27 protein-coding genes are annotated in these 21,716 nt (G+C 39.2%); 18 read left to right on the top strand and 9 right to left on the bottom strand.

What is annotated here, in order from left to right; translation table 11 throughout:
* Window positions 1-8: 8 nt before the first annotated feature.
* A complete protein-coding gene (locus PL9214_RS20465; RefSeq protein ID WP_083580107.1) occupies window positions 9-1,658 on the bottom strand; it encodes a glycoside hydrolase family 10-like protein in 1,650 nt (549 codons plus the stop codon).
* Between the two features lie 286 nt (window positions 1,659-1,944).
* Here PL9214_RS20465 and PL9214_RS20460 point away from each other — a divergent pair, with 286 nt between their 5' ends.
* Both PL9214_RS20460 and PL9214_RS20455 read left to right on the top strand, forming a co-directional pair.
* The gene (locus tag PL9214_RS20460) at window positions 1,945-2,817 is read left to right on the top strand and encodes an S-methyl-5'-thioadenosine phosphorylase (protein ID WP_072720608.1); all 873 of its coding nucleotides are present in this window, start codon (window positions 1,945-1,947) and stop codon (window positions 2,815-2,817) included.
* A 316-nt stretch (window positions 2,818-3,133) separates the two neighbouring features.
* A complete protein-coding gene (locus PL9214_RS20455; protein WP_072717485.1) occupies window positions 3,134-4,054 on the top strand; it encodes an IS5/IS1182 family transposase in 921 nt (306 codons plus the stop codon).
* A gap of 59 nt (window positions 4,055-4,113) precedes the next feature.
* On the opposite strand, the gene PL9214_RS20450 is transcribed toward PL9214_RS20455, so the two are convergent.
* Window positions 4,114-4,602 carry a hypothetical protein gene (locus PL9214_RS20450; protein ID WP_222425262.1) on the bottom strand — a complete coding sequence of 163 codons (489 nt, stop codon included), beginning with the start codon at window positions 4,600-4,602 and terminating at the stop codon, window positions 4,114-4,116.
* 81 nt (window positions 4,603-4,683) lie between these two features.
* Window positions 4,684-4,977 (bottom strand): hypothetical protein, encoded by a 294-nt coding sequence (locus PL9214_RS31475; RefSeq protein WP_186440425.1) that lies wholly within the window; start codon window positions 4,975-4,977, stop codon window positions 4,684-4,686.
* A gap of 201 nt (window positions 4,978-5,178) precedes the next feature.
* On the opposite strand from PL9214_RS31475, the gene PL9214_RS31470 reads away from it, so the two are divergent.
* From PL9214_RS31470 to PL9214_RS20440, 4 genes are all read left to right on the top strand, one after another.
* Entirely contained in the window at window positions 5,179-5,325 is a 147-nt protein-coding gene (locus PL9214_RS31470) for a hypothetical protein (RefSeq protein WP_186440424.1), read from the top strand.
* 262 nt (window positions 5,326-5,587) lie between these two features.
* Window positions 5,588-5,899, top strand: a complete 312-nt coding sequence (locus PL9214_RS33280) for a transposase family protein (RefSeq protein ID WP_437126718.1) — start codon at window positions 5,588-5,590, stop codon at window positions 5,897-5,899.
* The gene (locus PL9214_RS20445; protein ID WP_439331533.1) at window positions 5,850-6,407 is read left to right on the top strand and encodes a transposase; all 558 of its coding nucleotides are present in this window, start codon (window positions 5,850-5,852) and stop codon (window positions 6,405-6,407) included. The genes PL9214_RS33280 and PL9214_RS20445 overlap by 50 nt, the downstream gene beginning before the upstream one ends.
* 104 nt (window positions 6,408-6,511) lie before the next feature.
* On the top strand, window positions 6,512-7,240 hold the full coding sequence (locus PL9214_RS20440; protein ID WP_072720607.1) for a Uma2 family endonuclease: 729 nt from the start codon (window positions 6,512-6,514) through the stop codon (window positions 7,238-7,240).
* Between the two features lie 59 nt (window positions 7,241-7,299).
* On the opposite strand, the gene PL9214_RS20435 is transcribed toward PL9214_RS20440, so the two are convergent.
* Both PL9214_RS20435 and PL9214_RS20430 read right to left on the bottom strand, forming a co-directional pair.
* The gene (locus PL9214_RS20435; RefSeq protein WP_072720606.1) at window positions 7,300-7,845 is read right to left on the bottom strand and encodes a hypothetical protein; all 546 of its coding nucleotides are present in this window, start codon (window positions 7,843-7,845) and stop codon (window positions 7,300-7,302) included.
* A 13-nt stretch (window positions 7,846-7,858) separates the two neighbouring features.
* A complete protein-coding gene (locus tag PL9214_RS20430; protein ID WP_245824319.1) occupies window positions 7,859-9,277 on the bottom strand; it encodes a tetratricopeptide repeat protein in 1,419 nt (472 codons plus the stop codon).
* Window positions 9,278-9,478: 201 nt separating this feature from the next.
* Here PL9214_RS20430 and petP point away from each other — a divergent pair, with 201 nt between their 5' ends.
* Together petP and PL9214_RS20420 are read left to right on the top strand one after the other, a co-directional pair.
* Window positions 9,479-9,685: a cytochrome b6f subunit PetP gene (gene petP, locus PL9214_RS20425; protein WP_072720604.1), complete on the top strand. Its 207-nt coding sequence runs from the start codon at window positions 9,479-9,481 to the stop codon at window positions 9,683-9,685.
* 195 nt (window positions 9,686-9,880) lie between these two features.
* Window positions 9,881-10,975: a Get3/ArsA fold putative tail anchor-mediating ATPase NosAFP gene (locus PL9214_RS20420; RefSeq protein ID WP_072720603.1), complete on the top strand. Its 1,095-nt coding sequence runs from the start codon at window positions 9,881-9,883 to the stop codon at window positions 10,973-10,975.
* Window positions 10,976-11,071: 96 nt separating this feature from the next.
* On the opposite strand, the gene PL9214_RS20415 is transcribed toward PL9214_RS20420, so the two are convergent.
* On the bottom strand, window positions 11,072-11,464 hold the full coding sequence (locus tag PL9214_RS20415) for a hypothetical protein (protein ID WP_072720602.1): 393 nt from the start codon (window positions 11,462-11,464) through the stop codon (window positions 11,072-11,074).
* Window positions 11,465-11,820: 356 nt separating this feature from the next.
* Complete coding sequence (surE, locus tag PL9214_RS20410; protein ID WP_072720601.1) at window positions 11,821-12,627, bottom strand: 5'/3'-nucleotidase SurE; 807 nt, start codon at window positions 12,625-12,627, stop codon at window positions 11,821-11,823.
* 303 nt (window positions 12,628-12,930) lie between these two features.
* Here surE and PL9214_RS20405 point away from each other — a divergent pair, with 303 nt between their 5' ends.
* The 3 genes from PL9214_RS20405 to PL9214_RS20395 all read left to right on the top strand — a co-directional run bounded on the left by PL9214_RS20405 (window position 12,931) and on the right by PL9214_RS20395 (window position 17,259).
* A complete protein-coding gene (locus tag PL9214_RS20405) occupies window positions 12,931-13,587 on the top strand; it encodes a calcium-binding protein (protein WP_072720600.1) in 657 nt (218 codons plus the stop codon).
* Between the two features lie 236 nt (window positions 13,588-13,823).
* Window positions 13,824-15,704: a calcium-binding protein gene (locus PL9214_RS20400; RefSeq protein WP_072720599.1), complete on the top strand. Its 1,881-nt coding sequence runs from the start codon at window positions 13,824-13,826 to the stop codon at window positions 15,702-15,704.
* A 148-nt stretch (window positions 15,705-15,852) separates the two neighbouring features.
* The gene (locus PL9214_RS20395; RefSeq protein WP_072720598.1) at window positions 15,853-17,259 is read left to right on the top strand and encodes a GUN4 domain-containing protein; all 1,407 of its coding nucleotides are present in this window, start codon (window positions 15,853-15,855) and stop codon (window positions 17,257-17,259) included.
* Window positions 17,260-17,272: 13 nt separating this feature from the next.
* On the opposite strand, the gene PL9214_RS20390 is transcribed toward PL9214_RS20395, so the two are convergent.
* Both PL9214_RS20390 and PL9214_RS20385 read right to left on the bottom strand, forming a co-directional pair.
* Window positions 17,273-18,739: a beta-barrel domain-containing protein gene (locus tag PL9214_RS20390; RefSeq protein WP_139295123.1), complete on the bottom strand. Its 1,467-nt coding sequence runs from the start codon at window positions 18,737-18,739 to the stop codon at window positions 17,273-17,275.
* Between the two features lie 56 nt (window positions 18,740-18,795).
* A complete protein-coding gene (locus tag PL9214_RS20385) occupies window positions 18,796-19,056 on the bottom strand; it encodes a hypothetical protein (protein WP_072720596.1) in 261 nt (86 codons plus the stop codon).
* A gap of 454 nt (window positions 19,057-19,510) precedes the next feature.
* Here PL9214_RS20385 and PL9214_RS31465 point away from each other — a divergent pair, with 454 nt between their 5' ends.
* The 7 genes from PL9214_RS31465 to PL9214_RS33095 all read left to right on the top strand — a co-directional run bounded on the left by PL9214_RS31465 (window position 19,511) and on the right by PL9214_RS33095 (window position 21,625).
* Complete coding sequence (locus tag PL9214_RS31465) at window positions 19,511-19,657, top strand: hypothetical protein (RefSeq protein ID WP_186440424.1); 147 nt, start codon at window positions 19,511-19,513, stop codon at window positions 19,655-19,657.
* Window positions 19,658-20,110: 453 nt separating this feature from the next.
* Complete coding sequence (locus PL9214_RS31460; RefSeq protein ID WP_186440423.1) at window positions 20,111-20,263, top strand: hypothetical protein; 153 nt, start codon at window positions 20,111-20,113, stop codon at window positions 20,261-20,263.
* A gap of 179 nt (window positions 20,264-20,442) precedes the next feature.
* Window positions 20,443-20,592, top strand: a complete 150-nt coding sequence (locus PL9214_RS31455) for a hypothetical protein (protein ID WP_186440422.1) — start codon at window positions 20,443-20,445, stop codon at window positions 20,590-20,592.
* 122 nt (window positions 20,593-20,714) lie between these two features.
* A complete protein-coding gene (locus PL9214_RS31450; protein ID WP_186440421.1) occupies window positions 20,715-20,888 on the top strand; it encodes a hypothetical protein in 174 nt (57 codons plus the stop codon).
* 56 nt (window positions 20,889-20,944) lie between these two features.
* Entirely contained in the window at window positions 20,945-21,109 is a 165-nt protein-coding gene (locus PL9214_RS31445; RefSeq protein WP_186440420.1) for a hypothetical protein, read from the top strand.
* Window positions 21,110-21,125: 16 nt separating this feature from the next.
* The gene (locus PL9214_RS31440; protein ID WP_186440419.1) at window positions 21,126-21,290 is read left to right on the top strand and encodes a hypothetical protein; all 165 of its coding nucleotides are present in this window, start codon (window positions 21,126-21,128) and stop codon (window positions 21,288-21,290) included.
* A gap of 209 nt (window positions 21,291-21,499) precedes the next feature.
* Window positions 21,500-21,625, top strand: coding sequence for a BrnT family toxin (locus PL9214_RS33095; protein WP_083580106.1), 126 nt, complete (start codon window positions 21,500-21,502; stop codon window positions 21,623-21,625).
* The last annotated feature ends 91 nt before the right edge of the window (window positions 21,626-21,716 follow it).

Genomic DNA, 21,716 nt, shown 5'->3' with positions numbered 1-21,716 from the left:
CGGATGAATTAAGACACAGAAACAACCTGTTCAACGCTTTCATTCCCCATTCTATCTACCGCACGAATGGCATAACTTCCAGGGTTAACTCGAACAGAAGTTGTATTTTTATCCACAACTTTAACTAACTGCCAACCGTTAGAAAATTGTTGATAAATTGCCCAAGAGCGGATATCGTTTTCAGCAGAAGGCATCCAAGAAATCATCCCCGAATTCACTTGAATACCACTGGGAGTTTCAGGAGGTTGATTATCCAACCAAGGCATGGGGGGAACTAAGGCTGGGGTGGGATAAATCGCACTTTTAAAAACCTCATTAATGCCTTGACGATTATCGCGGAAAAACTTCATACTAAAAAAGATATTTCCTAAAGATAATTGGGGAGATCTTTGTCGAGAAATCGCCACCTGTCGTTGCAGTTCAGATATAGGCCATTCGTTGTCAATTCGATACAGAGCATTTCCGGTATAAACATGGCGCCGCTGGGGATTATGTTGTAACCACCAATCTAATAACACTGGATAACTTTGTTGAGGCGGATCAATTTTCCAATACAGTTGAGGGGATAAATAATCCATCCATCCTTGTTCTATCCATAATTTTACATCAGCGTAGAGAGAATCATATTGATCTAATCCTACCGTTCCGGGTGCTGCTCCAGGGCGATAAATTCCAAAGGGACTAATACCAAATTTGACATAAGGTTTTGTCGCTTTAATGCCATCATGAATGCGTTTAATCATCAAATTAACATTTTGACGTCGCCAATCTCCTAACCCTAACGTTCCGCCAGCAGCACGATAGGCATTATAGATTTGACTATCAGGAAATGGAATACCATCTTTAGGATAGGGATAGAAATAATCATCTAAATGGATGCCATCAACATCATACCGTTGTACCACATCCATAATTACATTAAAGGTTTGATCTTGAACTTCCCGCGCACCGGGTTCCATCCAAACTAAATCCCCATATTGATAGGCATATTGAGGAAATTTTGAAGCCATGTGATTCGGCGCAAAGGGAGCATTTCCTCTTAATCTTGCGCGATAGGGATTAAACCAAGCGTGTAATTCAATATTGCGTTTATGAGCTTCTTCAATGGCAAATTGTAGCGGATCATAATAGGGATTTGGGGGAGTTCCTTGAGATCCGGTTAACCACGCACTCCAAGGTTCTATACTGGAACTATACAACGCATCACCATTGGGACGAACTTGCAGAATTAACGCATTTAAGTTTAATTCTTGCATTCGATTTAAGATGGCAATGAGTTCAAATTTTTGTTGATCAACGGATAAATTAGATTTAGACGGCCAATCAATATTGGCAACGGTCGCGACCCAAACCCCACGAAATTCTCGTTGATGATAAATAGCACTGGTTGAATTAACGATTCCCTGAGCTAATAAATTATCCGATTGTTCCTGTCTCAATGTAGCGATATTAACCGAAGTGGAAAGTACCGGAAATTGAATTAAGGTTAATCCCAGAAAAACACAACAGACGGAGAAAGCGAAATAGCGTTGAAAACGGGTAATTTTTCCGAGTCTAAATCGTTGAATGTGATTGTGAAGGGAACGGGTGAAAGATTTTAATCGTTTGACACCCATAGACCAAAAACGAGTCTGTTGTTGAATGGAGTTCCAATTCATGCTTTGTGTTGGAGAAGATGACTAATATCAGTTATCAGTAAATAGTGATCAGTTACCAGTTATGAAATCGTTGACAGTGATCATTAATTAGTCAAGTCTTAATTTAACTTCTTTCACTGATAACTGATGACTGATGACTGATGACTGATTAATAGCTTAACGAATAAGGGGGACATCTGACAAGAGATGTTTAACTCCGTCAACAAAATCCTTCTCTTTCCTGAGTAAATGATGCTCCATTTTCGGTACAATACCTAAGTACAACTTCGTCAAGGAAACGAACAAAATGAGTGAGGTTAAAATTGGGATTATTGGGGGAAGTGGATTATATAAGATGGAGGCATTCACCGATGTGGAGGAACTACACCTCGATACTCCGTTTGGTCATCCTTCCGATGCGATTTTAGTGGGAACCTTAGAAGGAATGCGAGTCGCATTTTTAGCTCGACATGGACGAAACCATAATTTTTTACCGACAGAATTACCTTATCGTGCTAATATTTACGCGCTTAAAAGTTTAGGCGTTGAGTATATTATTTCCGCTTCGGCTGTGGGGTCTTTAAAAGAAGAGGTTAAACCCTTAGATTTAGTCGTTCCTGATCAATTTATTGATCGAACTTATCAACGAAATTCTACATTTTTTGGTGAAGGGGTTGTGGCTCATATCGGCTTCGGTCATCCCTTTTGTTCTCAACTCTCAAAAATTTTGGGACAAGCGATCACGAGTTTAAATTTACCCGATATTGATTATCATTTATCAGGAACCTATGTCTGCATGGAGGGGCCAGCCTTTTCTACAAAAGCTGAATCTAATTTATATCGCAGTTGGGGGGGCAGCATTATTGGGATGACGAATTTAACGGAAGCCAAATTAGCCAGAGAAGCAGAAATTGCTTATACTACTTTAGCTTTAGTTACCGATTATGATTGTTGGCATCCCGATCATGATCATGTCACCGTAGAAATGGTGATTCAAAATTTACATAAAAATGCGGTTAATGCTCAAACAGTCATTCAAGAAACCGTGCGAAGATTAAAGGATCATTTACCACCTTCTGAAGCTCATTCAGCGTTAAAATATGCCATCTTAACCCCCCTAAATCAAATTCCTCCAGACCGACTCCAACAGTTAGAACTATTCTTGAAAAAATATATCTAAACGTAGGGTGGGCTATGCCCACCTAAATTCTCTATAACTTAATAACAGAAGTGTCAAATTTAAAGGATCAATACCTGTTGACACTCCCCGCTCTGAAGAGACGGGGATTCTTAAGAGATTTTCACTCTTAAAGGCTGAGTCAAACAACCCCTACCCACTCCGGCAAAACCATTGTGGCTACTTTTCTTTCCGATATTGGCAGCGCCATTACAATCAGCATTAATCAAATGCCCTTGTTGAGAACAATAGACATCTCCAAAATAGAAAAAAGGAGGGGTAAAAAGATGATAAAATTAAATTTTACCCCGGATTAGAGATGAGTAAATTAAGAGACTATCTGGACAAGAATCCCCAGCAAGCAAAAAGGCTATTAGGGATGGAATATGAACAGATGATAGAACTCATTCAAGCTGCGGAGTTATTAGAAGAAGAAAAACGACAGGAAAAAGAAAAAACTAAAATCAGGTTGATTAAAGCAGGTGGGGGTCGTCGGCAGAAATTATCTGTGGAGGAACAAATCTTACTGACTCTAATTTATCTGCATCAAATGCCGACATTTCAAATGTTAGGGTTACAGTTTGAAGTCAGTGAATCAACAGCGAATGATATTTTCCATAACTGGATAAAAATCTTGAGAGAATTACTACCAGCGAGTTTGCTAGAGCAAGTAAAAAAAAACGAGAGTGATTGGGAGTGGGTAGAAAAAATTCTGGTGGAATTTGAGTTAGTAGTAGATAGCTATGAACAGCCCAGGGAAAGACCAACAGACAATGAAGAGCAGAAAAAATATTACTCAGGAAAGAAAAAGACACATACCTTTAAAAATCAAGTCATTGTCATGCCAAATGGAAAAGAAATAGTGGATGTAGCTGTGGGTTATACCGGAGCAACAAGTGATCTGAAATTGTGGAGAGAAAGAAGCCAGGAATTGGGGAATAATCAAAAATACAGAGGGGATAAAGCTTATGTAGGAGAAACAGCAATTAATACACCGTATAAGAAACCGAGGAATCAAGAGATGTCGGCGGAAAAGCGAGAAGAAAATCGGTTAAAAGCCCAACAAAGGATTGTAGTTGAACATTTAATAAGACTGATAAAAATTTATCGAGTTGCTTCAGAAAGATTTCGGTTAAAGAGGCAAAATTATGAAGCAGTAATCTTGACAGTATGTGGATTAATAAGATGGCGAATAGGAGCGATTGTATTACCATCTAAGAATTGCCCAGAATTCTTTTGAGAAATAATTGTATATCAGAGATAAAATTCATTAGTTATTATTAATGTGACTGAAAAAGCCTATGAATCCGTTACTTTTGGAGAAGCCGTCACAGGAGTGCTAGAGATTCCAAAAGTAGCGATAGAGGGCATTTGGAGATTTTCGGAGATGTCTAATATCTTTCCGTTCAATCGCTCAGGAAATGGAAGACGGATAGAACCGAATTCCTTTCTAAATGCGTTAGACATAGGGACTTCAAACCCTCCGTTTTTTACCTTAATGCGTGGCATAATCAACGGAAAGTAACCTTCTTTTGGAAGGTATTTGGGCAAACGAATTTGCTCAAACCGATACAACCCTTGCTTTGCTGCTTTAATCAAGTTAAAAAAAGAACGGAACGACCGATCTACCACCTTCAGCGTTTGCTGTGCAATGTCGGTATTGAGAAGTTTGTAATTCTCATTCTCTTTGCATTGATGGTAGTTCGATTCATATCTCAAGTATCTCTGCTCAGAAAAATAGAACTGTCTAACCGAGTAAAGTCCTACATTGTAAAGGTTTTTACTCAATCTACACAGTTCTCTCAGAGCCAGGAACTCTTGCTTACCCNTCCTTGGGGAAATTGGGGAGTTTTAATAGTGATTGTGCCATCAGACTGAACAAAAGTAGTTTGACGAATTGCCTGAGCCATGTTTAGGATTTTTATAGCGAAATAAATAATTATTAGGATCAGTTATAACATATAGTAAACTACTCCATTGGGGCGCACTATTGCGATCGCTTTGACGGTCACGGGTAAGGGAGTAAAGGCAGATATTATTAAAGCGATCGCAACTGTTCCTACTAAAAATTAAGCCCCCAAAAATTGTCCAACCACTGACAGGGGGTAAAAATTCATCAAGATGATGGATGGGAAGATAATCAGGGTTGGGGTTTCTCAGCATAATTACGGATCTTGGTCAATTCTATTATTATCAAGGCTTTCGGACTTTTTTTTGACCCATTTCGCCCTAATATGAAGATTTTGTAATGTATTAATCCTAAAAAAAAGTTTAGTAAATTTACGAATTTACAGGGGGTTTTTAAAGGGTTATGTTGAGATTATACAAAAACCAGTACACTTCTACCTCAATAGAAAAGCACCCATGAAAACCATTAAAAATTCCGCTACCACCAACAAAACCGACAAAACCAGCAAAGATATTCGCAACAATGCTTTATTCACTGATATTACAGCCCAAGAAGAAGTGTTTGTACGCGGTGGAGCAGCCCGCATAGCAGGCGCACAGTAGTCAGACGTTAATAAACTACGATAGCTGACTCTAATCTCAAGCCAATTAACTAAAATTCTACGACACCAAGAGCCAGCTATCAATTCTCCCCCTGTGGAAAAAGCAATTAATAAATTACACCAGCAAAGTTCAACCCACATATAAATAGGAAAGCACCCATGAAAACCATTAAAAATTCCGTTACCACCAACAACAAAACCCAAAAACCCAGCGCAGATATTCGCAGCAATACTTTATTTNCTTCGACCTCCCGAATATTACGGTGTTCACTTGTCAAGAACAAGAAGGTTTTATTGTTCTTAAATTAGACTTATTAAACGAGGGGATTACTTGTCCACATTGTCAAAATTATACCGCTCATATTCATCAAACTCGCTCGATGTTAATCCGAGATCTATCTATTTGTGGGCAGGGAGTTTATCTGCATCTACCCCGTCGCCAATTTTATTGTGCTGGATGTAAAAAATATCCAACAGAACCCTTAGAATTTGTAGAGAAAAGGAGGAATTACACCATTCGTTATAATGAGAGCCAAGGTCAAAGAGGTTTCTGTGGATATGTGGGGAGGATTTAAAAAAGTGATTCGGGAAGTTTTTCCTAATGCTTTAATTGTCATTGACCGATTTCATGTGATGAAGTTAGTCAACAGTTCTCTGAATCAACTTCGACTTAAATTAGAACTAAAAGGCTTAAAAAATCGGTGCTTACTGCTGAAAAATTATGTCGATTTAACCCCCGAAGAGAGAAGGGATCTGAAACTGTTGTTAAAGGCCTCCCCCTGTTTGAGTATCGCTTATGAATTAAAAGAGGAACTCCGAGATATTTATGAAAGCAGTACAACGGTTCTTATGGGAATGAGAAGATTAAAGAAATGGCTCAATTCGGCTCTTATTGTTTTTGGAAAAACCGCCCAAACTCTTAAACACCATCTTCCCGATATTTGCCATTATTTTATTAATCGAACAACCAGTGGAGTTATGGAGGGATTAAACAACCGGATCAAATTAATTCTTCGTCAAAGCTATGGCTTCAAAAATTTTGAGATGATGCGCCAAAAGCTACTAGCTTGTCTTTTTATATAAGCCTTACTTATAACCATAAGTATAGGAGAGCCGGAATTTATTGACAGTTAAGCAGTTAATTGATATAATAATAATAAAAATTCACTACCCTTGCACGGATAATCATGTTAGCTACCTCCCCCACCTACACGATTACTTGGGAAAAGTTGCCGGATGATTTTGTGCTACCCGATGACCCTGTGGATAATATTAATCAACCCGCCCTTGCTGCCGCCTTAACTGAAGGTTTACAACTTGCCGGAAAACTACCAGAAACCGCCCTTACTCCCACTAACTATGGGATTTGTGCTACGATTAATGGTAAATTAGCGATAAAAGCTCCAGATTGGGCTTATATTCACCCCATTACGGTTAGTCGAGAAGAAGTTTTTCGCAGTTATACCCCCCATTTACAGGGGAATATTCCAGCCCTAGTGTTAGAGTTTTTATCCGATACTGACGGAGGAGAATATTCCGTTAAAGAAACCTATCCCCCAGGGAAATTCTTCTTCTATGAACAGGTTTTGAAAGTACCCAATTATGGAATTTTTGACCTCAAAACCGGAATTTTAGAACTCTACCGTTTCGGGGATAACCAACGCTATCGGCTGGAGTCTGCTAATGAACAAGGCTGGTTTTGGATACCGGAAATGCAGTTGTTTTTGGGGGTATGGGAAGGAAACCGCCAAAACCGTCAAGGCTATTGGCTGCGTTGGTGGGATGAGCAGGGAAATTTACTATTGTGGGGCGCTGAACGAGTTGAGGAAGAACGTCAACGGGCTGATCAGGAGCGTCAACGGGCTGAGAAATTAATCGCCCAACTTCGCGCTGCTGGTATTGAGCCTGTGGAATAATCAGTTATCAAGTATCCGCATTATCAGTTAGTCATACAATCATTAGAGTTTATAGAATATTAACTTTTAGAGGGGGTAACTCGTCGATTTCTGAGTCTGTGTTTATCATCTTCTAGGGTATATTCTTCTAAATCATCATCTTGAGTTGAAAGGGAGTCTAATTTATCTTGAATTCCTTGGAGGGTTGCTTCGGTGACTTGAAAAGAATCTTGAAGATCATAAACAATATCCTGAGCTTCCGCAATACGAGCATAAAAGTCAGGGATAAAATCATCTTTTAACGCATCTAACTGTTGAGAACATCTGCGACTGTCTTGGGTGACTTTAAAAAATAAAATTAAAATGCTAAAAACACTAGCAGTGGGAACAAGAACAGCCAATAAAATCCAAGCTGTTAATAAAGGATTAACCCGTCTGAGACTTCGAGAAACTTCATTTTCAATTAACTCTCGGATAAAAATGCGATCGCTAAGTTGAGAGGCTTTTAAGGTAAAACTTTTCTCTATTAAAGGTCTAAATTCATGAGATTTAAAATCACAAAAATAAACAGAAAACAAGCTTAAATAAGAAGAGAAAAAACTAAGAAAAACTTGGAATATATTCATGGAAATTCAATAATTAAGAGTCAAAATTTAACTGTTGGAATTTTTCATCCTGTCGAATGAGATCAAAATCTGTTTCCCGTTTAACCAATTTTTTACAAACATCAGGATTTAACCGAATTGCTCGTTTTAAATTTTCCAGGGCCAACTCAACTTTTCCTTGAAGAGCATAACAACGAGCTTTATTATACCAAATTCGATAAAAATCAGGACGAATTTTTGCCGCTTGATTATAGGAAGAAATAGCTTCATCATACTTTTTAACTTTAGCTAAAGCAAAGCCACAATTATTCCACGCATCCATATAATTTTGTTTTAATTCAATTGCTCGTTGATAGGATAAAATTGCGGCATCATAATGATTGAGCTTTCCTAAAGCTACCCCACGATTATTCCACGCATCGGCATAATGACCTCGTAATTGAATAGCCCTTTCATAAGATACAATCGCTTCATGATACCGTTGTAATCGGGTTAAAGCAACACCTCGATTATTCCAAACCTCAGCTAAATCAGGTTTAAGTTTTAAGGCTTCATCATAATGTTGAATTGCTGTTTCTAAATGACCCTCTAAAAATAACTTATCTCCTTGTTTAGCCATAAAAACCGCTTGTTTGAGTTGTTCCTCACTGGTAGAAACAAGAGATTCTGCGGGGCAAGCTTTCCCTTCTAAAGCTAGTGTTTCCGGTTGAGATATGACTGAAGATTGAGGAGCAACTTTATCAATAGTAAAGGTTTGATTATTTTCTGATTCTGGGGAAGAAGAAAACTGAACCGGGATTAAAATTTCCGTCGCAGGATGGGTTGAAATCTCAGTTTGAGATGGAATAGAAATTCCATTACTTTCAGGTAAAGATTCAGTTTGAATCTTAGTCGGAACTCCCGTATTTTGAGGCTGTTCAACCCAGACTGCTTCAATCACAGGTAAGGGAGTTTGAGTGGTTAGAGTTTGTAATGTTTCATGGGCTAAATCATTTTTATGTTGCAATTGATATAAAATTTGTCTGGCTTCCGTTAGAACCCGCTCCATTTCCGTGAGGGTATCCACTTTTAAACTTTCAATCTCTTGTTCTGCGGATGCTGTTTGTTGGGCTAATTTTTTCAACAAAAACCACACCCCACAGGCAGCAATGGTATTCAAAAGAAGTAACAACAGTAAAACCAAACTTAATAATGATAGATGACGACGAAACGTATTATCAACTTGAGTTTCAACTAAATCTTGAATATCTTGTTCCTGTACAGAAGATTCGGATATAGGAGGGGTTTGAGCCAGGGGAAAAGCCCAGGACTCAGCCGATAAAAAGGTAAAAAAAAGTAAAATAGTCGCAGTAGCGATCCGACTGCGTTGAGCAAAGGTCTGGGGTGTCAGCATCGCCTGTGTCCAAAATAGACAAAAGGTGAAGGCGATCGCAAATGTATTTTTGTTTTTCATAACATCTAAGCGTGAATCGAGGAAATCCAAATGGGAGACCCCCAGGATCAAATCATCGAAGAACAGGAAGAATTAAGAAATACTATCATGTCTGAGTGGATTCCCCAGAGGATCTTGATTGTTAATGGACTGTCTTCTTAAATCAGGTAAACTCATATTAGAGTCAATGAATTGGTTAATACCCCAAGGAGAACACCGGACGTGTCAATCGAAATTGGTCAAAGAGTCAAGGTTCGCCGAATCAGAGAGCGAGTCCCTAATGATGTTGTCGATCAGTTAAAGCAAAATCCCTTTGGAACCGTCAAAGAATTTAAAATGGTTGACGGGAGTGGAGTCGGTTTTATTGTTCAACTCGATAACAAAACATCAACCTGGTTCTTTGAAGATGAGCTAGAAGTTTCTCGCTGATCTGCCCCCCACTGCGGGACAGAATAATTCTCAGGGGATGATCTGCATCCTGTAGCATTAGGCTGTTGTAGATCATCCTCTTAAAGCTTTTGTCATCTATCCGTCGTTTGGTCTAGTTAATTTTCAAAAAACTTGCGATAGGATCAAGGGCGATCCCATGATCAAGTTTCCCTGAGCGAGATTAGGAAATCATAAATGGCCCTGACATTAACATTTTTGGGCAAAGGTGGTACAGGTCGGACAATATTGGCGATCGCTGCGGCTAAACAATTGGCAGCCAGTGGTCAGCGAGTGTTGTTCGTCGAACAAGATAATAGTCCCGCCTGTCACCTGTTGCTAGAAACGGAAGTCGGTTGTGATCCAACACCGATCACGACGAACTTAAAAGCCGTTCAACTGAAAAGTGCAGTATTACTCGAACGCAGTTGGGAAGAGATTAAAAAGCTAGAAAGCCAATATGTTCGGACTCCCTTTTTTAGGAACGTTTATGGTCAGGAATTGGGGGTTTTACCGGGGATGGACAGTGCCCTAGCTTTAAATGCAATTCGGGAATATGACGGAAGTGGCGATTATGATGTGATCATTTATGACGGGTTAGCCAGTCAAGACACCCTGAGAATGTTGGGAATGCCAGAAATTTTAAGCTGGTATCTTCGCCGTTTTCGGAATGTGTTTATGGAGTCAGACTTAGGCAAAACCTTATCTCCTTTTGTGCAACCCATCGCCAGTAGTATTCTCAATATTGATATTTCTGGGGATACCTTTGCTCAACCGACTCAAGAAATGAATAATATCTTGGATCAAGGGAAAGCGGCGGTATCTGATCCCAACCGAGTGGCGGCTTATTTAGTGACGACCCAAGATGAAGTTGCGATCGCAACAGCCCGATATTTATGGGGAAGTGCTCAACAGGTGGGGTTAACCGTTGGGGGGGTACTGTTAAATCAAAGCTTACTCACCGGATCAATTACAGAAGCCTTTGATCCCTTAGTCGTGAGTCTGATTCCCCAATCTCACAGTCCAAACTGGCAACCCATCATCGACGCTTTACCCGATTTCACCCAGGCGCAACGAGCTCCCAAACCGATTAATATTGATGTGAATGAGCGCAAGGTGAGCTTGTTCTTACCCAGTTTTGATAAAAAACAAGTCAAGCTCACACAATACGGCCCAGAAGTCACGATAGAAGCCGGAGATCAACGGCGAAATATCTTCCTCCCCCCTGCCTTAACTGGAAAACCTGTTACCGGGGCTAAATTCCAAAACGGTTATTTAACGATTAGTTTTTAATTGAGGTTGACGGTTGACAATGAATTGTTAATCGTCAACCCAAATTAAAAGGTTTTGAGTTTACAAGAATAGAATTAAGTTTTGTGATTGAAATTATTAATAAGGATCAGATAAAGAAGATTTAGGGGAAGATTCGACTTGAGAATCAAGGGTTTGATTATTTAAGGTAACTTTTTCGTTAATCGTAACAACTATTCCGAGAAATAAAAGACTGCTAATCACCGCTAAAAGGGGTAATCCTTTTGTTAAACTTAAATCCCGTCGAATCCGGGCAAAAGGATGACTTTGCCGTCGCAGCATTTGGGCAACCGCACACTGCTGAAGACAAAAGGGATCTCTGACATAATGACCACTTCTGCTCATCACAAAATGGGTATGGCAGTGAGGACAGGTAAAGAGTCCACCTAACATTCCTACTGAGGGCAAAATGCTAGTATGATGGCAAATGGGGCAAGTAACAGAATGAGCATTAAAGGTATCTGCGTTCATAACAACTGGACTCAAACGTAGAAAACTAAGGGTTCATTGAAACTGGAGAAAATTGCAACAGCTTGGGCAGTAGGATGTGTTTCTGCTTTCTATTACTTCTAGTCTACCTCTAAGGAGAGAGAGTGTATCGTTGAGAAACGTTAACATTTGTAGAGAAGAACTTCTCCAGCAAGAGGTTAGCATCGCTCAACCACTTCTGGGTGCTCATTCAGTCTTAGCTTAGATCAAGGATAGATAGGATTGACCTCATCGGGAGTCAGCATCCCCATCTCTATTTTCCCTTCTCAGAAACCAGGAAAATCCTCGAATATTCTAGCTTTTGACTGTGATTTTCTGTCTTCTAGTGCTGCCAATTCTTACCGATTAATCAGTAAGGTCTCTGACCAAATTTGTAATTTTTGTAATTCTGTAACATGGGTAAGATTATATTGCAATGGGGTAATGGTGATGAAACCTTGACGCAAGGCATGAACATCAGTGATAAACTCATCGAATTCAGAGGGTGTATTTAACAGTTCCACATCTTCCATTAATTCTCCGGTAAGCCAATAATAGGTTTTTCCTCTAGGGTCAAGGCGTTTTTCCAAAATATCCACATAACGACGAATCCCTTGACGAGTAATCATCACTCCTTGAATCTCTTGGGATGAAACACCCGGAACATTAACATTAAGTAACATTGGTTCTGGTAAAGGATTTTTTTCTAAAGCTTGAATTAACGTTTGAGCAAATTCAACGGCTCCTTGAAACTCGCGTGAAGTATAACTTCCTAAACTAAAAGCTATACTGGGAATACCCTGAATTAACCCTTCCATCGCTGCCGAAACGGTACCTGAGTAAAGAATATCTGTTGCGACATTAGGCCCATGATTAATTCCCGCTAACACCAAATCGGGAGGGCTCTCTAAAATACCAAATAGTCCCACTTTCACCGAGTCGGCGGGAGTTCCCGAACAAGCCCAAGCGGTCACAGAAGGTGCAAAAATATCCTTGACCTGTTCAACCCGAATCGGATGATGTAACGTTAAACCATGACCTGTTGCCGATCGTTCCTGATCAGGACAAACCACCGTCACTTCATGACCAATTTGGGCTAAACCATTGGCTAAACTACGGATTCCTTGGGCAAAAACCCCATCATCATTACTAATTAACAGTTTCATAAGACTTCAGGAAAAAGGGGAAACAAACATGAGGTTACTCAACAGAGGAAACGCAATTCTAGGGAATTGATTCCTCCGTGAAATCGGGGACTATAACCCAGAGGAATAACTATCTTTTGTATAATTATTATTTTGCATCTCAAACGTTAAACAATAGTTTGGGATAAACGGTAAAATTCTAATTGCTTCATCTCTAAAAGTCAGTTGAACGGATTTCCTATACACCTTGCACCCATCTAGGTTTACATGATTTTATACTAACCTATAGCTAATACAGTTCTCAAGATTGCTTGAGCTTAAAAAATGTCTGTGTTTTTTGTTAATGACAATGGCGCTGCGATTATCAATATTGGGGGATTAAACCCACCGAGTCGGGAATCTGTGACTCAAGGGATTATTGTACCTCCTATCATCGTTAATCCGATTTTGGGAGATGCCTATTTTGACTCGACAACACTGATGATTCCACCTTTAGTAACTTCCAGTGGAGAATTATTATCGGGGACATCGGGTCATGATGTGTTAACGGGAAAAGAGGGAAATGATACTTTGCAAGGATTACAAGGGAATGATCTTCTCCAGAGTCAAGGCGGGAATGATTTTCTATTCGGAGGACAGGGGAATGATAAATTGATAGGTGGCGAAGGGAATGATGTGTTAAGTGGCGACCTAGGACAAGATTTGCTAACGGGAAATTCAGGAAATGATATTTTTATTCTTCCGGTGAGTGCGGCGGTGAACAATATTAATACTGTCGATATTATTACAGATTTTATTGTCGGTGAAGATCAAATTGGTTTAACGGATGGGTTGAGTCAAACTAATATTATTCTCACTTCTACTATTCTCAGTGGAACCCCTGGAACTTTAATTACTGTGGCTCAGTCTAATCAATTGCTGGGATTTATTGCTCATGTATTCCCTGGGGGGTTAACTCATCAATTTATTCAAGTTGATTAGCAGGATAGAATCTATTTTTCAAAATCAGCTGTTTTTTAAACTTGATTCGGGCAACTATTTTCTCCCTAGCTCTGTAATAATCCTCTCGATTTCTTCCCTTTTACTGGTTTTCATTGTTTAAATCTTATCAGACTCATTTTATAATTAAAGTCCTGAATTCGCTTGACAGTTAAGGATATTTTAATTAGGTTTGAGTTAGATTTTGCATTTTCTACAAAAAAAGAGAGTAAAAATAAATGGCTACTTTTCAAGGAACAGATTTAGGCGACGTTCTTCAAATTGGTGCTTTCCCATTGGTTAGCATCACTAAAGATGGTCAAATTCTGAATCCCCTGATTATGGTTCAAGAATCTGATTTAGCCGGAAATGATACCATCTTGTTATTGAATGGGGCTGATAAAGCCGATGGTGGAGCCGGAAATGATACCATTGATGCCGGAGCCGGAGATGATAATCCCATTAATGGTGGAGATGGGAACGATAGTATTACCCTAGGAGATGGAAATGATAACGCCATTGGGGGTTTAGGAGATGATACTATCCTCGGTGGTAAAGGGAACGATATTGCTGATGGTGGAAAAGGAAACGATTATATCGATTTAGGAGAGGGAGATGATAACGCCATTGGTGGTGAAGGAAATGATATTTTTGTTGGCGGTTTAGGTACGAATAATCTTGATGGGGGAGATGGGAATGATACCCTTTCCTATTTAAACGTTACCCCCACTTCTCCGGCGGGAGCGGCTCGAATTACAGCTAATTTAACAACAAAAGGTGAAGTTTTAGATGCTGCTTTTGTTGCCATTGCTACTGATAATATTACTGGGCCGATTGAAAATATTATTGGTGCTCCAGGTATTCCTAATGATTTAACAGGAGCCGGAGGCGATAATATTTTAATTGGGGGGGCTGCCAGTGATAATTTAGTTGGAGCCGGGGGGAAAGATACCCTGCAAGGGGGTTTAGGCGATGATTTCTACACCGTTACAACGACAGGAAATGGCACTCAAATTCAAGATACTGGAGGCAGTGCAGACAGTCTTTTTATTCCGGGTGTCACCCTGTTACTTTCGGGGCCGAGTACAACCGGTTATGGTTTAGAACGACAAGGAAAAAACCTAGCTATTGACTTAAATATTGATGGCAAAATTGATTTGACTCAAGATTTATTAATTGTTGATTTTTATGCCGATACAACAGCAAAAACCGCAGGAATTGGGTTTATTGAAAATGTTGTTAATCTGAAAGGGGAAGATATTCTCAACGCCAATATTCCCAATACTGCACCCCCTCCAACCTCTAATGTTACCTGGACAACACCAACGGCCTCTGTGAGTGATCCTGGGCCAGATGTTCCAGCACCAGGGGGTGGGAATACCGTGTTTGTTGACCAAGGAATTACATCCTATGTGTTTACTAACGCCTCCGATAATGTTTTTGTCCCCGCAACGGCTGCTAACCTTTATATTCAAGCCTTGAATGGAAATGATTTCGTTGTAGGAAGCGCATCAGCCGACAATATTAATGGCAATTTAGGGGCTGATATTATTTTAGCCGGTGGCGGGAATGATGGCGATCGCACTGTAACCATTCCAGCCAATACCATTCGCACAGCCATTCGCGGTGGAAAAGGGTCGGATAACCTCGATGGTCAAGAGGGAGATGACTTACTCAATGGTAACTTGGACAATGACACCGTATTGGGAGGTGTGGGAAATGATATTGTCCGAGGGGGCAAAGGTGCAGACGTCTTAGATGGTGGTGCAGGTACAGATTACTTGATTGGCGATGCAGATCAAGATAAACTCACCGGAGGGGCAGATGCGGATATCTTCGTGTTACCCGGAGCGTCCGTCGCTGCAACCAGCTTAAATCAAGCTGATTTAATCACTGATTTTCTCACGGGAACCGATAAAATTATGTTACCCGCCGGGATAACCTTTGCCCAACTGACATTAACGGCTGTTACCGTACAAGTTGATGGAAGTACAGCACTACCCTCTACAGCCATTCAATCAGGAACCACCTATTATGGATTGGTACAAGGGATAACCCCGGTTCAACTCACCGCAGCTAACTTTATTGCGGATGATCCCAATATTACAGTTTTAGGATAGATATTAGATCACAAACCGGGTTTGTTAATTGCCCTGACTGTTAATAGCTTTTGCTATTGCAGAAACCCGGTTTCTTGAATTTCTTGATACCAGCAAAACCATTGACTGCTAGAATGAAGTCAGGAGCTCCTTATCCCCAGACTTAACTATGAGTCACTGTCTTAATCCCAATTGCTTACAACCTAATCCCAACACTACAATTTTTTGTCAAAAGTGCGGTTCTAAATTAGTGTTACAAGAACGATATTTTGCTTTAAAAATATTAGGACAAGGGAGTTTTGATCTAACGTTTCAAGCATTTGATACAGAAAAACCCTCTCAACCCTATTGTGTAATCAAACAATCTTTTTCGCAAGTTCAAGACCCGAATGCTCAAGAAAAATCTGAGGAACTCTTTAAACAAGAAGCAATTCGATTAAAGCACTTAGGAAAACATCAGCAAATTCCTGAATTATTAGATTATTTTATTCAAGATCATCATCAATATTTAGTTCAAGAATATATTGCCGGACAAAACTTAGCCCAAAACTTAGCGCGACATGGAGCATTTTCAGAAACTAAAATCATGAATTTGTTAGCGCATTTATTACCCCTTGTAGGATTTATTCATAAACATAATTGTATTCATCAAGATATTAAACCGGAAAATATTATTAAAAGACAGGGGGAGCATAAATTATTTTTAGTCGATTTTGGAGTTTCCAAAGCGATTACCCGCACGCCGTTATCAGTAACAGGAACTGTTATCGGTTCTTCAGGATATATCGCCCCAGAACAAGCGTTGGGAAAACCGACTTTTGCCAGTGATTTGTATAGTTTAGGAGTAACTTGTGTTCATTTATTAACCAATGTTGAAGCCTTTGATTTATTTGATGTTTTTAAAGGCAGATGGGTATGGCGAGATTATTTAACAGTTCCCGTCCATGATTCTTTGGGTCAGGTATTAGATAAACTCTTACAACAGGCAACGGATAACCGCTTTCAAACGGCTCAAGACGTCTTAAATCATCTACCCTTAAAAGCCAAACCGATATCACAACCGATATTACAACGGGTAGCAGAACCAGATATAGAATTAAAGTCAGCTAGAGGAATTAATTATTATCATTTAGAACAACTTTTAAAAGCCAAAAATTGGAAAGAAGCTGACGAAGAAACGGCTCATAAAATGTGTGAAGTGATGGGCAGAACAGAGGAAGGATGGTTAGAGGAAGAAGATATTGATAATTTTCCCTGTGAGGATTTACGCACCCTTGATCAACTGTGGTTAAAATATAGCAATGGACGCTTCGGCTTTTCAGTACAAAAGGAGATCTACCAAACTCTGGGAGGAACCCGGAATTATGATAGCAAAATTTGGCAAGCATTTGGTGATCAAGTCGGTTGGCGTGTTTCTGGAAATTGGTTACATTATCAAGATCTTAAATTCGATCTGAGAACTCCAAGGGGACACCTCCCGTTTTTATGGTGGGGTAGATGGTTATGGGGCGTTGGAAGTGGGGGGTGGAGGGGTATCTCTTCTCTGGCATCGAGACTTGTAGATTGTAATCTTTAACGCTGCTATGACTTTATAAATCAGTCAATAACCTCGCTTTGCGTAAAATAAAGGTTAACACGGTTTCATTTTTAGCAATAATATCCGCCTGAATTTCCATACCGGGCTGCAAAGTATTCTTCGGATCATCTTTTAAATAAATTTTATCGGGTTTAATGGTAACTTCATAATAAGGAAGAATAGAATTAGCACCTGTATTTTGGGGAATAATCGCATCAGGAGAAATCTCGATTACTTTTCCGGCTAAAATTCCATAATCTGGGTAAGGATAAGCACTCACCCGCATTTGTGATTTTTGCCCGATTTTAACTTTGCCAATATCCCCTGTAGCAACCTTGGCTTTAATGACTAGAGGAGTATTACTAGGGGCAATTTGGGCTATTTCTTCCCCGACACGAACGGTTTGATTAAGATTCCGCAAATTTAATTTGAGAATTACTCCTGATATCGGTGCAGAAACAATTGTTTTGTTAATTTCTTTTTGCACTTGTAATGACTCTTGCTGATCACTACTTAATTGTTTTTCTAGTTCACTTTGACGCTGTAATAAATTATTTTTTTCTTGACTTAAACGAGCTAAAATAGCTTCTCCTGTCGCTTTTTCCTGAGCTATTTTTTCTTGCGCCATGATCACCAATCCATCACTGGGATTGACCATAGCTAAGGTTGCTTGTAACTTGGCTTTTGCTGATTCTACGGCTTTTAATTGGCGGATAACAGATTGTTTTTGACTTTGTAATAATGCTTGCTTTTCTGCAATTAATTCCTGTTGTTGTTCAACAGCAAATTGAGCTTCTTCTAATCGATTTTTGCCTAAAGCAGATTCTCCAACTTGTTGATAGCGATCGCTTTTTTGTTGAGCTATTTTTAAGGCTGATTCACTGCCGCGTAAAGATGCTTCTGCGGCTTTAAGATCGCTTTTAGATTTTTGCCAGTCTTCTTCTGCCATTTGCAGATTTGCTCTGGCTTCATTGACTTGAGCTTCTACGGTTAAACCCCGTTCTTGATGTTCTTTTTCCATCCGCAAATAATCAGCCTTTGCGCCAGAAATAGCTCGATTCATTTTTTCGGTTTCTGCATCTATTTGTAGATTTAAGTTGTTTAATTGTTCTGAAATTTGTTGTAATTGTTGTAAATTTTGTCGCTCATTTCCTTGAAGTTGAGCTTCACGAGTGTTCAAGCGAGAAGCATCTAGGGTGACTAATGCTTGTCCTTGAGTTACTGTTTGATTTTCTTTAACTTCAATTTTGGTAATAGTCCCCTCGGTGGGTGCTTGTACTAATTTTACCTCTCCATTGGGGCGCACTATTGCGATCGCTTTTACTGTCACGGGTAAGGGGGTAAAAGCGGATATTGTTAAAGCGATCGCGACTGTTCCTACTAAAAATAAACCCCCAAAAATTGTCCAACCACTGACAGGGGGCAAAAATTCATCCTCTTGATGGATGGGAAGATAATCAGGGTTGGGGTTTCTCAGCATAATTACGGATCTTGGTCAATTCTATTATTTTAACCATTTGCATAAGATAAGAATTTTTAGCTTTGCCCATTATTAACCCACTGTTTTAATTCATCTTCATCAATTTCTGAGTTGGCTTCTATTATAGTTATCAATTGGCTAGGATTTTCTAACTGTGGCAATCTTTCCATAGCTAAAGTTTCGGCTGACCAAGTTTGAGAGTTATCTTCTAAAATAATAATTACCTCAACCTTTGCTCCTTGGGGAAATTGGGGAGTTTTAATAGTGATTGTGCCATCAGACTGAACAAAAGTAGTTTGACGAATTGCCTGAGCCATGTTTAGGATTTTTATAGCGAAATAAATAATTATTAGGATCAGTTATAACATATAGTAAACTACTCCATTGGGGCGCACTATTGCGATCGCTTTGACGGTCACGGGTAAGGGAGTAAAGGCAGATATTATTAAAGCGATCGCAACTGTTCCTACTAAAAATTAAGCCCCCAAAAATTGTCCAACCACTGACAGGGGGTAAAAATTCATCAAGATGATGGATGGGAAGATAATCAGGGTTGGGGTTTCTCAGCATAATTACGGATCTTGGTCAATTCTATTATTATCAAGGCTTTCGGACTTTTTTTTGACCCATTTCGCCCTAATATGAAGATTTTGTAATGTATTAATCCTAAAAAAAAGTTTAGTAAATTTACGAATTTACAGGGGGTTTTTAAAGGGTTATGTTGAGATTATACAAAAACCAGTACACTTCTACCTCAATAGAAAAGCACCCATGAAAACCATTAAAAATTCCGCTACCACCAACAAAACCGACAAAACCAGCAAAGATATTCGCAACAATGCTTTATTCACTGATATTACAGCCCAAGAAGAAGTGTTTGTACGCGGTGGAGCAGCCCGCATAGCAGGCGCACAGTAGTCAGACGTTAATAAACTACGATAGCTGACTCTAATCTCAAGCCAATTAACTAAAATTCTACGACACCAAGAGCCAGCTATCAATTCTTCCCCTGTGGAAAAAGCAATTAATAAATTACACCAGCAAAGTTCAACCCACATATAAATAGGAAAGCACCCATGAAAACCATTAAAAATTCCGTTACCACCAACAAAACCCAAAAACCCAGCCCAGATATTCGCAGCAATACTTTATTCNTTACTTTTGGAGAAGCCGTCACAGGAGTGCTAGAGATTCCAAAAGTAGCGATAGAGGGCATTTGGAGATTTTCGGAGATGTCTACTGATATTACAGCACAGGAAGAAGTATTTGTCCGGGGTGGTTTGGATACTGAGGCTGGATCGTGGTATCTTAAAAAAGAAAAAGGAGGCGCTTGTCTGTAGTAACAGAAATTATTAAATCGAGGACAAAATCATGGAAACTAATCACAAAAATTCTCACAACAACACCGAAAAAATCAGCAAAGACATTCACAATAATTCTTTATTCACTGATATCACTGCTGAAGAAGAAGTGTTTGTACGTGGGGGGAAAGTAGGGGTGCCGCCTTTCATGAGGCCGACATAACCTCAATTTCAATTTGGAGTCCCTCCCAAGGAGAGGACACTCCCAGAGTAACACTCACCTCAAATGATGAGTCAGGCCCAGGCATTGTACACCGGAAATGATTTTGATTAAATTGCTTCTCCTCAAAACTCATAAATTGCATCCATAAACATCAGCTAATTTGCCAAGAGGATAAAACCATGAGAACTAATCACAACAATTCTAAAAATAATACCGACAAAACCAGGAAAGATATTCGCAACAATGCTTTATTTACTCAGATAACGGCTGAAGAAGAAGTGTTTGTCCGGGGTGGTAAAATAAAAGTGGTCGCACCACCGGAACGATGATCAAACAATTTTATTAAATGTTAATAAGTAAAGCCATAACTTCCGAAATATTATAGTGAGGTTATGCTTTGCACAATCTTAAATTACATTCCCAAAAATCAACATATAAAGAGGATAAAACCATGAAAGTTAATTATAACAATTCTCAAAAAAACACCGACAAAACCAGCCCAGACATTCGCAACAATGCCTTATTTACTGATATTACAGCCCAAGAAGAAGTGTTTGTACGCGGTGGACGGGGTGAAACGAACTGGTTAAGCAAGATTATCATGGAGTTAGGTATGACATTCTGATAAAGATTAATTTTCCTTTCTGTACTGACAGGAATTATTAAATTGAGGGTAAAACTATGAAAACTAATCACAACAATTCTAAAAAAAACACCGACAAAACCAGCAAAAATATTCGCAACAATGCTTTATTCACTGATATTACAGCCCAAGAAGAAGTGTTTGTCCAGGGTGGACGCTTCCGTGCGCCAGAACTATTATTTAAACCCACTTTCATTAATTAACAAAAAGGTCAAAATCATGAAAGCTACTCAAAACAATTCCGCTACTACCACCAACAAAACCCAAAAACCCAGCCCAGATATTCGCAATAATTCTTTATTTACTGATATGACAGCACAAGAAGAAGTATTTGTACGCGGTGGATGGGGGGGAATGGTAGGTAGACCCAAAATGCCTGGATAATGTAAGTATTGATTAAATGTTGATCATTAAAGTCCTAACTTCCGAGATATTATAGTTTCGGAAGTTTAACTTATTTTTTAGCTATTTATGAAAATAGACGATTCTAACTTCTCCTCCTAAATCCTGAACTCTTACCCCTCACAGATCAATTATTCAGCAAACCCTCAAGAAATTTAGACATAATTCTCACGAATACATATAATATATGTATGCGAGTTGAATGGAATCCTGAAAAAGCTAAAAGCAATTTACAAAAACACGGAGTCAGTTTTTCTGATGCTGAGGCTGTGTTGTTCGATCCTTATGCACTTTCTTTTGAAGATCAATCGGAATGATTATTATTTCTAATACTTCGCCCATTAATTACTTGATTTTATCGGAAAGTTTGTTACAAAGATTGTTAGATAAACATAATTTGTCAAATAG

This window comes from Planktothrix tepida PCC 9214 (genome assembly GCF_900009145.1).
Lineage (GTDB): Bacteria > Cyanobacteriota > Cyanobacteriia > Cyanobacteriales > Microcoleaceae > Planktothrix > Planktothrix tepida.
The sequence above is the reverse complement of the archived record's forward strand: the minus strand, read 5'-3'. Positions and strand labels throughout refer to the sequence as shown.